Annotated in this window: 8 protein-coding genes; 6 read left to right on the top strand and 2 right to left on the bottom strand. The window is 39.5% G+C overall.

The features are described from left to right. The first annotated feature begins 26 nt into the window (after positions 1-26). Both A7968_RS03460 and A7968_RS03455 read left to right on the top strand, forming a co-directional pair. Complete coding sequence (locus A7968_RS03460) at positions 27-902, top strand: SMP-30/gluconolactonase/LRE family protein (RefSeq protein ID WP_064665158.1); 876 nt, start codon at positions 27-29, stop codon at positions 900-902. Positions 903-972: 70 nt separating this feature from the next. After that, on the top strand, positions 973-1,500 hold the full coding sequence (locus tag A7968_RS03455) for a hypothetical protein (protein WP_064665157.1): 528 nt from the start codon (positions 973-975) through the stop codon (positions 1,498-1,500). Between the two features lie 724 nt (positions 1,501-2,224). Here the strand turns inward: A7968_RS03455 and A7968_RS03450 are convergent. Further along, the gene (locus A7968_RS03450; RefSeq protein WP_084447999.1) at positions 2,225-3,667 is read right to left on the bottom strand and encodes a sensor domain-containing diguanylate cyclase; all 1,443 of its coding nucleotides are present in this window, start codon (positions 3,665-3,667) and stop codon (positions 2,225-2,227) included. 220 nt (positions 3,668-3,887) lie between these two features. On the opposite strand from A7968_RS03450, the gene A7968_RS03445 reads away from it, so the two are divergent. Together A7968_RS03445 and A7968_RS03440 are read left to right on the top strand one after the other, a co-directional pair. Beyond that, a complete protein-coding gene (locus A7968_RS03445; protein ID WP_064665156.1) occupies positions 3,888-4,775 on the top strand; it encodes a cation diffusion facilitator family transporter in 888 nt (295 codons plus the stop codon). Between the two features lie 77 nt (positions 4,776-4,852). Then, entirely contained in the window at positions 4,853-7,624 is a 2,772-nt protein-coding gene (locus A7968_RS03440; protein WP_064665155.1) for a hybrid sensor histidine kinase/response regulator, read from the top strand. 23 nt (positions 7,625-7,647) lie between these two features. Here the strand turns inward: A7968_RS03440 and A7968_RS03435 are convergent, their stop codons facing one another. Next, on the bottom strand, positions 7,648-12,129 hold the full coding sequence (locus A7968_RS03435) for an EAL domain-containing protein (protein WP_084448025.1): 4,482 nt from the start codon (positions 12,127-12,129) through the stop codon (positions 7,648-7,650). Positions 12,130-12,484: 355 nt separating this feature from the next. Here A7968_RS03435 and A7968_RS03430 point away from each other — a divergent pair, with 355 nt between their 5' ends. Together A7968_RS03430 and A7968_RS03425 are read left to right on the top strand one after the other, a co-directional pair. Further along, complete coding sequence (locus A7968_RS03430; protein ID WP_157586628.1) at positions 12,485-13,039, top strand: isochorismatase family protein; 555 nt, start codon at positions 12,485-12,487, stop codon at positions 13,037-13,039. Between the two features lie 156 nt (positions 13,040-13,195). Continuing rightward, a complete protein-coding gene (locus tag A7968_RS03425) occupies positions 13,196-13,456 on the top strand; it encodes a hypothetical protein (protein WP_084447997.1) in 261 nt (86 codons plus the stop codon). Positions 13,457-13,561: the final 105 nt, after the last annotated feature.

The following is a 13,561-nucleotide window of genomic DNA, read 5'->3' as shown; positions in this document are numbered from 1 at the left end:
TTAATGTGCTTTTAAATTAGGTTTTCATGGCAGTTAACGCAATAAAAATGATCATCCCATGCCAATGCTTACTTGGTGAAGGGCCATATTTCAGCCGTACTTTTAACTGTTTATTTTGGGTTGATATTTTAAGCAAAGAGCTTTATAGATTTGATTATACACAGCAAACAGTAAAGACCTTTCAGATGCCCGAGTCTATCTGTTGGTTGATGGAAACCCACGATCAGCAACTTATTGCAGGGTTTGAAAATGCGATTTACTACCTTGATAGCAACACGCTACAAAGAACTTCGTTGTATTGCCAACTAAATGAGCCGCAAGGTAACCGTTTAAATGATGCCAAAACCGATCGCCATGGCAACCTGTTCTTCGGCACTATGGATAAGCTTGAGCAACAAAACGTGGGTTCATTGTATCGACTTGGCAATGGTAAAAGCTTACAAAAAGTTGATAGCAATTATGTGATCAGTAATGGCCCCGCAATTAGTAAAGATGGTCGCACACTTTATTCAACAGAATCTTCAACTCAGACTATTTATCAATTTGATTTAAATGCCCAAGGTGAACTCAGCAACAAGCGCGTATTCGTAAAATTTGACCAAACAATGGGTTTTCCCGATGGCATGACAGTCGATAACGACAATCACTTATGGGTCGCGTCATGGAATGGTCATGGCCTTTATCGTTTTTGTGAAAATGGCACTATTGTGCATTTTTATCGACTCCCCGCACCTAGGATCACCAGCCTCACTTTTTTTGGCGATGATCTAACAACCATCGCCGTTACCTCCGCCCGTATTGGTCTTGAACCTGAGGTATTAACACAATATCCCTACAGCGGTGCTGTATTTATTTTACAAGCCGATATACAAGGAATAGCAGAAACGCCCGCGCAGCTGTGAGCACTATCAGTCAAGGTGCCTTCTTTAGTGTCAGGATAAAATGTTAGTTTGCCAGTATATATTTGCATAAATGAGCCGCTATGAAAGCAAGCACTACTTTTTACAAAATGTAAAACAATCAACCACAGCAAAGCCAAGCTCTGAGTTAGAACTACTATGGCAACGCATAGAAAAACACACTAAGCGCAACGCTAATTTTGATACTAAAAAGCAGGGTTTATTTACTCAGTTCAAAGAACAAGTAGAGCCGCATGAGCAGTATCAAGCACAGATGATTGCACAGCAAGTTATTCATTTAAGTCAATTTATTCCACGTAAGAGCTTAACGGTTGAGCAGCGAAGTGAACTGGTGGATTGGATAAATGCAGATTTAGATTATCTATCAAGTCACCCGTTTACAGGTGACTTAGATATAGCAGCAATATCACATACATTTCGCTCACAGTTGGATAAGCACAACCAAGCCGCGGTAAACGAGATCCCCGCATCTGAGTTGAATATGTTCAGGGCCATGCTACAGCAAGACTTTCCTGGTTTAGAATTAACCGATGTAACCAAGCTCCATGGATGGATTGTTAACACAGAAGGTTATTCTTAAATTAAGTCACTTTCGCGTGAGCAAGCTCTACGCCTACATCCATAAACACCAAGCTACCAAGATGCACCTGTTACTATCGCAGGAACTGGTGCTAGGGTAAGTCGCAGATCGTTACCTTTGGTCTTCTCATTTACTCCCATTCACTTCTCTTTGTGCAAAATGATTTTAAGTGATGTATTCACAAAGAGGTTATGAGGCGCTGCGCTTTAGAGCAGTGATATAAAAAGCTGTTAGGTTCCAGAAAGTGATTAGGTGCTAAGTATCGTATCCCGCGGATTGGGCGCGATGCTATCTTTAACCCTTCGGCGCTAAAGCGCTCTCCTACACGCCATACTGCTGATGTTTACGACGACAATATAAAGCACGACCTACAATTTAAAAGCTTCGCTTTTCGCGTGAGCAAGCTCTACGCCTACATCCATAAACACCAAGCTACCAAGAAGCACCTGTTACTATCGTAGGAACTGGTGCTAGGGTAAGCCGCAGCTCGTTACCTTTTGTCTTCTCATTTACTCTCATTCACTTCTCATTGTGCAAAATGATTTTAAGTGATGTATTCACAAAGAGGTTATGAGGCGCTGCGGTTTAGAGCAGTGATATAAAAAGCTGTTAGGTTTGGAGTATTGTTGAATTTATAAAGGGAGTGTTTTTAAGCAACATGCAACGCTTTGGTTTGTCGTGAGGTTAGCGCGCTGCTACCAATGAGCGCTTGGGGTAGTGGGCGTTAATGTGTTTCGTCAAAAACTTGAATTTGATTGCGGCCGGAGTTTTTTGCCATATACAGTGCGCTGTCGGCGGCGAGGATCATCATATCTGCGGTGGTGTTTTGATCTGGTTTGCAGCTATAACATCCGATGCTGATGGTGAGGTAGTCGGCTACGTTTGAATTTGGGTGAGGAATTTTTAGTTGGCTTATTTGCTGTTGCAGTAACTTGGCAAATTTTAAGCAGTGGGTTTTGTCAATGCTGGGTAATACAATTGCAAATTCTTCTCCGCCATAGCGGGCTGCTAAATCACCTTGTCGCTTACATAAACTATGTAATGCATGGGCAACTTGTTTGAGTGCGTGATCACCTTGTCTGTGGCCATGGTTGTCGTTATACAGTTTAAAATAATCGATATCACAAATGATCAAACTCAAGGGTTGCTGTGAGCGTGTTGCTCGTTGAATTTCACTGAGTAAGGTTTGATCAAAGCATCGGCGGTTGGCGATATTTGTTAGGCTGTCGAGGTTGGCTTGTGATTGCAGTTCTTTATTCACTAACAGTAGTTGTTGTTGGGCATGTTCTAAACGTTGTTTATAAAAAACATTTTTGAGGGCGTTGGTAATAATTTCACCAACCAGTTTAATGCGCATCAGATCGGTGTCGGTCCAGTGGCGTATATGTGTTACGCAATCACAGCCAATGAACCCGAACAAAGCATTTTCTGAGCGCAGCCCAATACATAAAACAGACTTGATGCCTTCTGATTCAAATTCAGCTTTTTCGGCAGCGGCGGCGCTTGGCAGCATTTTAACGTCAGGCACGTTAAAAACGTGTTTTTTGTTCATTGTGGCAAAAAAATACGGTAATAAATCTTGTGGAATATTTTGTAGTTTTTCTTTAAATGGTTTGATTTGTGTATTAACCCACTCATGCGTGTTGCTCATGGCTGTGCCGTCTTCGCTAAATTGAAATAAATAGCTGCGGTCGGCATCACAAAATGTACCAATGGTTTTTAACGCGCTTTCAATTTGTTGATCTAAGTTGTCACTTTGTATATCGATTAATTGGGTGGATATTTTTGCTATAACTTCATCAAAATCAGCCTGTTGCGAGCTTGCTGACTGTGGCACACAGGCGAGCATCATCAAGTGCGGGGCAATCAAGCTATAGGTGACTTTGATGCCCGTAGTATTATTTTTTTTTATAATTTTGAAGCTGTGTTCAGTGTCATTTTTAGGTGTTAAGAAGGATTTATAATCAACATCTTTGCGTTTGCCTAAAGGGAAAATAGATAAATGTTGAAAAGCATTTTTGACTGGATTGGTCGCTGGCATTAAACCTAGTAGCTGCTGACTAGAAGCATTTGCATGCAGCGTATCTGCTTGCTCATCAAACAGCATGATTGCAATGGGTAATGCTTGTAATGATTGCCAAATTTCATCAACAGAATACTGTTTCACAGTCTTTCCAACTTCTTATTAACATATGTAGCTTACATACAATTATAGTTAAATGGTACTTTAATTGCGCATTTAACAGAGAAATTAGCGCAATATTAAATTTTATAGTGCGTTTGCTCCACGGAAGTACTACAATTGATACTTTATATCATTACTCCTTTTCAATGTTTCTTAAAATAATGATTTTTAGCATACTTAAGCACAGGTAAAACCGCCTTTCATGACCGACATAACAACGCATCAAGCTTCTCGCCGCCGATTATTAATTGCATTAGCGATCACCTGCTCATTTATGATCATTCAGGTGGTTGGCGCTTATTATGCTAACTCATTAGCCGTATTGGCGGATGCCGGGCATTTATTTGTTCACAATAGCTCTTTATTCATTGCGTTAATAGCCTCTAGTTTAGCTATTCACTTGGCAAAGAATTATAACGATGGTTATCAAAAAGCTGAGCTAACCGGTGGTTTGATCAATGGTTGCTTGTATTTAGCGATCAGTTTAGTGATTTTATACGAAGGTGGAGAGCGCTTTTTACATCATCATGAAGGCCAAGGGCCTGAAGTAAATAGCTATTTAATGTCAGTGATTGCTGCAACTGGGTTTTTATTTCATGGTGCTGCAGCGTGGGTTTTATACAAAGGCCGTAAAGCAAGTATTAATGTATACGCGGTTTTTTTACATTCATTTTTTGATTTAATATCAACGGTTTCTACCTTTATAGCAGGGGTCCTTATTTACCTGACTGGATGGAGCGTGATTGATATTCTCTCCAGTATGCTGATCGCCTTATTTGTCCTGTTTACCGGTGTAAAAGTAATTGTTGGCTGCGTAAAAGGGCTGCGCTTAAACAAAGCGAAATTACCTGATGTAGCAGCTATTGAGTTAGCAATAGGCCAAGTGGAGCACGTAGAAAATGTACATAACGTTACAGTAACTCGTCGTGATAAAGAATTGGTCGTTGGTGCCCATGTGGTATTAAAACAACATTGCACTAAAGAAAAACATGACGAAGCATGCCGTTTGAAGGTTGAGCAGTTATTGGCGCAACAATTTAAGATTACCATTAGTGTGTTACAGATAGAAAGTAATGGCTGCAAGCATTAAATATAGGTAGCGTACTTGGCAAAACGGCTTTTCTCTTTTACTTTTAGATATCGTTCGTATTATTTTTGGACAAGCTATTGTCAATTTCTCAGCATCGATATTTTGCAGTTTGCTGCTCCGTATTATTAGGTATATTGGCGGGTTTTGTAAATTTACTGCCTTTTTGGTTTCTCGATAGCTCTGAATTTTTATTTGGCCAGTTTTTTGTTTTAATTTGTTTGTTGTTGTTTGGTCTGCGTTATGCGCTGATCACTTGTGCAATTAGCGCCATGTTTATCTTTTATCGCTGGGGGCATTGCTGGCCGTCGTTGGTATTTGTTGGCGAAGTCATTTGGCTTTATTATTTTAGCCATAAAAAAGCGCGATTATTGTTTGTTCGCGGCATAGTATATTGGCTGGTAATTGGTATTCCAGTTTTAGCTGCGATCGGCTATTTTATTATTGCTTTGCCTTGGTTAGCGATTGTTACAGCGCTAGTCAAGTACCTATTAAATGCAGCAATTATATTATCTATTGTTGATTTAATTAGCTTTTTCTTTATTCAGCAAGCCTGGCACAAACGTGCTTATTCACTCTATCAAATCCTTAATTACATCGTTAGTATCCTTATCATTTTAGTTGTTTTACTCACCTCTATTGTACTGACTAATAACCACTACGCCCGGATTGAGTATGAAGTAAAAGCACAGTTATCTAAAAAGTCGGAAGATATAGCGGCTAAAATAGATCTGTATTTAAATGACTATCGTCGAGGCATTGTTTTAACGGCAAAAGCAATTGAGCAGGGGGTGGCTAAAGAGGTTGCACTGGATCATTTAATGACACTTTATCCAAGCTTTTTGACTTCCATAGTGACCGACGAAAACGCCATTGCACGTGTATTTAATCCTCTTAGTTTACAAGAAAGTTTAAAAGGTAACAGTCTGTTGGTAGCAGACCGTGATTACTATATCAAAGGCAAAGAGTCGCCTAACGGGTACATCTCTGATATTTTCCGCGGTCGCGGCTTTGGTAATGTGCCTATTGTAGGGGTTTCTGCGCCTGTATATATCGACGAACGTTTTCAGGGCGTGGTAGAAGGCTCATTAACGTTGGGATCGTTTGAACAGTTTCGGCCGTCGATATTTGATAACCAAGGTGAGTTAGTGGTACTTGATGCCAAAAAGCAAGTGGTATTCAGTACGTTAACATCTCATTATAAAGTGTTGGCACAACTATCCGCAGAGGAATTTTCGCAATTAGAAGGGAACGATCAAGCGATTATGACCACCACTATTGATGGTGAACAATACTATGTAAAAGTGTACTTATCTCAACAGCAGGGTTGGTATGTAGCCAGTTTATTACAACGTAAGTACGCCAATTTAGTTGCAGCTAGTGCTTGGGGGCAGTCGCTATTACTTATTGTGTTGGTGATTATTTTGATCAGCATCTTTATTACTCAGTTAAGCCGCTGGTTAGTTCGTCCGATTGAACAGTTGACTGAACAAATTGATGCTTTTGATCCCAAAGCGGATGTAGATAATTTAGAAACTACGCATAACGCTTGGCTAGAGGTGTTTAGATTACAGCAACAGTTTGCCACCCTAGCATTTAAACTAATAACTAACTTTAAGGACTTAGAGCAGGTAAATAGTGAAAATGAAGCGCTCAATCAGCGATTGAAACACTTTAATGTGCAATTGGAATACCAAGTAAATGAAAAAACGGATGAATTGATCAAAGCTGTTGCGGTTGCCAATCGAGCCAGCCAAGCCAAATCACAGTTTTTAGCTAATATGAGCCATGAAATTCGCACCCCGTTAAACGGCATAATGGGGCTGACAGATATTTTACTCAATGCTGATGATGTAAAACCTGAATACCGCGATCAGCTGCAAATGGTGCAACAAAGCGCTAAAAATTTATTACTGATCCTAAACGATATCTTAGATTTTTCTAAAATTGAAGCTGGTGCACTAAAACTTGATATTCACACTGTACCCATACGGCAGTTATTTAGCCAAATAGCGCATGTATTTACTGATACGGGAGTGCGTCCGGGTGTGGAATTTGAGTTTACTATGGCACCATCAGTACCCGAGGCTGTCCTCTTAGATTCTCTAAGGTTAAGCCAAGTTATCAATAATTTGTTGAGTAATGCAGGTAAGTTTACCAAAGCGGGTAAAATTGCCATGCAGATAGATTACGCAAATGGTAATTTGTCTGTGGCTATTAAAGACACTGGTATTGGCATTTCAAAGCAGCAACAAAGTATCTTGTTTAATGAATTTACTCAAGCTGACATTTCCACCACTCGCGAATATGGCGGTACGGGTTTGGGGCTAGTGATCTGCAAACGTATTGTGCAATTGATGGACGGTCAACTCAGATTAGAAAGTGAAAAAGATATGGGTAGCTGCTTTACCATTATTCTGCCAGTTACAATCGCAGAGCACGTCGCTGCTGCCGATACGCAGGTAATTTTACCTGATATGACGGGAATTAAAGTGCTGTTAGTAGAAGATAATCCGATTAACCAGGTTGTTATATCAAAAATGCTTGCTGAGACTCACTGTGAACTTGAAATTGCTAATGATGGTGAAAAAGCACTGACGAGTTTGCAGCAAAGTAAGGCTGATATTATATTGATGGACTGCCAAATGCCTGTAATGGATGGCTACCAATGTACAGCACACATTCGTAACAATAGTTATAAATTTGGTGATGTAATTATTATTGCGATCACCGCCAACGCATTTGAAGATGATCAAAAGCGATGCCTTGCAGTCGGTATGAATGATTTTATTGCCAAGCCAGTTGATCGTAGCCAACTTTATCGCTGCCTTAACAAATGGGCTAATCGCTAAAGCTCACCTGTATTTAGTGTAACTTAAACCGATCGTAATTGGTTATGGACAGTTTGGATATAATCGTCGTTCAGTAGGTTGTCGGCAGTGGTTGGCTTAGAAAAATAGTACCCTTGTAAATCATCACAGCCGATGCGATTTAAAAATTGTATCTGTTCAATTGTTTCTACCCCTTCAGCAATACAATAGAGGCCAAGATTTTCAGCTAAAGTGTGAATTGTTCTAATAATTGATTCGTTACCACTATCTTGCCCAATGTTACGTACAAAGCTTTGATCTATCTTAATTACATCAATGGGGAAGTGACTCAAATAGGTTAAGGACGAGTAGCCAGTGCCAAAATCATCTAATAATAATTTAAAACCAGCACCTCTTAGCGCACGTAATTGCTTAGCAGCTTTGCTCTTGTCATCTAGCAAGGTGTTTTCGGTAATTTCTAACCGCAATTGAGCGGGCTTTATATGATGTTGATTGAGAATAAGCAATAACCGCTCAGTTAAATTAGATTTTAAAATATGCATGGGTGAGAGGTTGAGCGATAAATAGAAGCGCGAATTGGCACGAAATAATGGTGCGAGATCTTCAAGTGCACGGGTAAGCGCTTGCTCGGTAAGCACATCGATTAAACCAGTTTCTTCGGCAATTGGGATAAACACCGCGGGTGATATCAACTCTGCTTGATGCTGCCAGCGCATCAGTAGCTCTACACCGTTTATTTTTTTGCTTTTATTATTAACGATTGGTTGGTAATTATTAAAAAATAAATCGTCTTTGTATGCATCTTTTAAGGCATTTTCAAGTAGTAACTTTTGCGTGATCTGATTATTCATTTGCTCAGTGAAAAACTTAAAGCCATTGCGACCAGATTGCTTCGCATGCATCATGGCTATATCAGCATTGCGAATAAGTTCATCAGTGGTGTCGGCATCAAACGGATAAAGTGCTACGCCGATGCTGGCCGATATATTGATGGCGAAATCGTTGATCACGACGCGTTTTGCCAGTTCATCTGTCAGCGCTCGTACTAGTGTACTTAAGCTTTGCGGTGAGTCTAAGTTTTTAATTAGCAGTAAAAATTCGTCACCACTTTGACGCCCGACCAGTGCATTTTTATCAAGCATGCTATTCATTCTATTAGTGATGTCACATAACAGCTGATCACCTACCGCATGACCAAAAGAGTCATTAACGGGCTTAAACTTATCTAAATCAATGAAGAGCAAGGCAACTAGGCTGCTACGGTTATCGGCATCTTTAATGGCGTTGGCTATTTTTTGATACATTAAGGAGCGATTTGGCAATTTTGTTAATGGATCATAGTTGGCTAAATAGCGCAGTTTATTTTCGGCGCGTTTTTGCTCAGTTAGATCAGAAATAACCACCACATAATAAGTTACTACATCACTGTCTTTTGCCACTGCAGTAATACTTATGTGGATCGGGTGCGATGGGTTTATGTTAGTCTTGATATACGCATCACCACTCCAATTTTGTTTTGGCGATAACGATTTTAAAATACTGACAAATTCACGGTATTGTTTTTTACCCATTGCAGTTAAAAAGTGCTTTAACTCAAGCTTTGTGGTGCTTGTGTTAATAGAGAACGCTTCGGCAAAACTGTTGTTGACCGAAAAAGGCAATAGCTTCGAATCTAAAATCAGCAGCCAATCGTTGATTTGACTAAATGCTTCACCTAAAACTGCGGCTTGTTGTGCATTAGCTCTTTGCTGGGTGATGTTTGTATAAATTCCAGAGACTTTGGTAGGTTCACCTTGTTCATTCCTTTGGGTAATTTTACCGATATCTTGGTACCACAGCCAATGACCTTCAGCATGTTTAATACGATAGGTTGCCTGCCACTGTTGATCACTATTTTGTGATATAAAGCGAGCCCATTCTTGCGTCAAGTTTCCTAGATCCTCAGGGTGAATAAGTTTAGAGTATTCAGCAAAGTCAATTTCTCCGGCTGCTCTTATATACCCTAGTTCTTTAATTAAACGATGACGTGTTCCAGCATCTGTCGTTAAATTTACTTCCCATACGCCACTGTTACTACTGCTTAATGCTAGCTCTGTTTGCTGTTGTGAATGGAGCACTTGATTATGTGAGTGGGCAATTGTTTGTTGCTTTGTTCTGTATTGCCAAAAAATGAAAAATAACACAGCAAAAAGAATCATTGCATAGGCACTTATCGCTAGCGGAGAGCGCCATGGCGCATGAGCAACGTTAAAATGAATGGTTTTTGTATCTCCAAAGCCTACACTATCTAAATTGTATGCAGCGAGTGATAGCTTGTAATTGCCAGGAGGGAGTTTTGTAAAAAAAAGCTTATTGCTTGTATATTCGTCATAATGTAGCGAGCTTGGCCCTTGTAACGATACTTTGTAGCGCGTTTTATCAATATTTTGAAAATCAAAATTCGAGAAGCTCACTTCCAATCCCATATCTTCATCGGTCAGTTGTAACGTTTGCTTTGCGTATTGCTGAGGATGGTAATTGAGTGCCCTTGAGAATAAAGTAATATCAGTGATCTCAGTTGTTGCGCTGTGGCGATCATCTGGCACAGATAAAAAATCTTGAGGCGCGAGGGTGAGCATGCCACGAGTACTGCCAAATGCTAATCGGCCGTCTGATAACTGCAGGTGTGAATCAAAATTAAATTCGTTGACGGTAAGGCCATCTTTTACTGTGTATGCATGTACTTGCATCGAATTTAAATCGAGCCGGTAGAGACCGTTATTACTACTCATCCATAAAAAGCCAAATTGGTCTATTTGCAGAGCCACTAATGCTTTGGCTTTTAAACCCGTTTTAGTATTAACTCGGTATTTCTCTTCGTAGCTGTTAGCGTCAATGCCTATTAAACCTTCTTGGTTTGAGGCCAACCAAAGCGTGTTGTTATAATCGAGCACCCAATCTTCTGTTGTTACGTAATTAAGTGGATTATAGTTTTCAACAGCGTAAATGAGGGTAAGCAATTGGGTGTCTTCATTATAACGATATAAAGCCCCGGACACGCTGATCATGTATTCATCAGGGTGACTCGTTAACGGTTTTAAAAATCTATGTGCATTTAGCGGATCTAGTTGCTCTTTTAAGCCCTTTATAATCCGAGTATGGCCCGTTTTGCCGTCGTACAAAAAGTAATTATTGTCGCTAAAAAAAGCAAAGGTATCAGCGTCAATCTGATGATGGCCATACGTCATATTTTGTTGAAAAATTTCCTTTGTGGCGTCGTCCATTGGTAAAGGAACTCGTTGTTCCGTGTAGGTATCAAATAAGGCGAGATTGTCGTAAAGTAATAACCATAAGTAACGCCCCGGCTCATTTTGATCTGCAGGGGCAATGCCAAACACACCAAATTGGCCGTAAAACGCTTTTTTATCATCGGTTGTCAAAAAGAGATCGCTGGTTGAGCCATCATTAGTTACTTTTGCTAAACCATTCTCTGTTCCTAACCAAATACCACTCTCCCCCTGATGAATTGCAAGAATAATATTGCTATGCGGCTTGTCTCCAGCAGTAACTTGCACATTACCAAAGCGTCTGGCTAAACTTGACCAAGTGAATACGCCTTGCGAGCGTGATGCTAACCACATAAGTCCTGTTTTATCGACCATCACATCAACAATAGTATTATCTGTCATATGAAATTTACTTTGGTCAAAGCGCAATAAAAACTGGCTTTCACCTGTGTCACGATGATACTGATATAAGCCATTTTCGGTGACAATAAACTCCCCGTAAGCGGTGTTAACATAGTCCCAAATGTTGTGTTCAAGGAATATCGCTTTTGTAGCATTAAAATTGAGCATGTCGTTATCATCAAAGGGGATGGAATATAAGCCTTCAACGGTGCCAACTAATAAACCTAGTTGCGGATCGACCGCTAAAAACTTGGTATTGTTTTTATCTTCAGTAAGCTTATCTTTAGCGACAAGGGGGATTTTAGTTATATGATCATCAATGAGTGATTTTGCATATAACCCATCGCTTGTGGCGATATATAAAAAGTTGTCATAGATACTAAGCGCTCGCACGATATGATCATCTTTATTGATCGAAAATTCATGACTAAAGTTTTTATTTTCAATATCATAGATATACACATGCTCGTTAATTGCATAGTAAAAATGTTGTTGGTATTCAGTAATAGCTAAAATAGGGGAATAATGGCTATCTTCGGCGTTTAGTTTACCTGAGTACACCTTCTCCACTTCAAGTGTTATCGGGTCGATAAGAAATGCACCAGAATACTCTGTAGAGACAAATATATCGCCGTTGCTTACTTCATATAGAAGATTAATCATCAATTGATCGAGGTTATATTCACCGGCAAAGGTTTTTACTTGGTAGCCGTCGAAACGATTTAAGCCTTGCAGCGTGCCGATCCAAATAAAACCAAGTTTATCTTGCAAGGTATTAGTAACATGGCCTTGTGATAGACCTTCATCAGTCGATATTCGCTGTAATTGTTGAGCATAATTTTGTGCACTTGCAGCCACACTGCAAAAACTGAGAATAATGCTAAATAAGATAAGATAAATATTGCTCAACCGCACTTATGTTATTGCTCCACTTAAGTAAGACGTTAGTCGTTTGTAAATATAGCATAACAATTTGCAGTTTTATTAAAGAATTAGCCATAACTGCACGCTATAACTGTCAAATGGAACTTTAAAATGAAGACCCTGAGCATTAATTTAAGAATAGTGCTTTTATTGGTAAAATCAACACGCAAAATACATCGTTTCTTAAGTAAAATTGCCACCTAAATTGATTAGCTGTTTTTGATCGGGTGGCTTGGCTACCACAAATGCATTATGCTGATTATTATGTTTATTTTACAGGATGTTTAAATTGTTGCACTCATTTAACGCACAGGCGGCGCAAAGCCTATTACTAGTTATCGATATTCAAGATAAATTACAGCCGGCTATGAAACGTTATGAACAGGTGAAGCAGACCACTTTACAATTAGCTAAAGCAGCTAATTTACAGGCAGTGCCTACCCTTATCACTGAGCAGTATAAACAGGGGCTTGGCGAGACAGATTTGCAATTACAACAGCAATTAAACCAGGCTCGCTATTTTGATAAAACGCACTTTAGTGCCTGTAAAGAGCCAGGCTTTCTACAGCAAATTGCGGCCTATGAGCGACCACAAATCATTGTCGTCGGCATGGAAGCACATGTATGTGTGCTGCAAACATGCTTAGATCTGTTAGCAAATGGCTATCAAGTATTTTTAATTGCTGATGGAGTGAGTTCGCGTAATGATCTTCATCGAGATCTAGCTATCGCTCAACTTAGGCAAGCAGGGGCGGTGATCAGCTGCGCTGAAAGTGTTATTTTTCAATGGGCAGAAGTGGCGAATACCCGCTTATTTAAATCAATTTTAGAAATTGTGAAGTGATTTGTCATTTTTATTGTATTTTCTTTTAGAATGACGTCAATTTAGTTCGAGATATTCAATTCAATACTTTAAATGGTCACCAGAAATAGCTTAGTGGTAAGCTTTATGGTTCAAAAAGTGTAACCATCATTATTAATAATTACATGGAGGGTTTAAATGTCATTTTTTTCTAAACTGGGTAAAGGTCTAAAAGGTGCAATGGCAGCAGTAAGTTCTGATGAATATCAGCTCAATGGTGTTAAAGCTAAGTGTATTCATTGTGGGGGTAGTCACTTCGAATTAGGTGATGCGCAATTAAATACTGCTGGTTTGACTTTCCTCAATTTGGATTGGGCAAATGGCAGCGCATCGCTGTTATCGTGTAAGAGTTGCAGCTATATCATGTGGTTTGCGACTGAGCCTAAAAAAATAACTTAACAAAGTAAATAATAAGGCTGAAATGCTCGGATAAGATTAATGACTTTTTAGTATTGTAAATGATAGTTGTTTTCATTATCATGCGGTGAATTATTTTGATTGCTG

Origin of the sequence: Pseudoalteromonas prydzensis (genome assembly GCF_001661495.1) — a bacterium.
In the GTDB taxonomy this organism is placed as follows: domain Bacteria; phylum Pseudomonadota; class Gammaproteobacteria; order Enterobacterales; family Alteromonadaceae; genus Pseudoalteromonas; species Pseudoalteromonas prydzensis.
The sequence above is the reverse complement of the archived record's forward strand: the minus strand, read 5'-3'. Positions and strand labels throughout refer to the sequence as shown.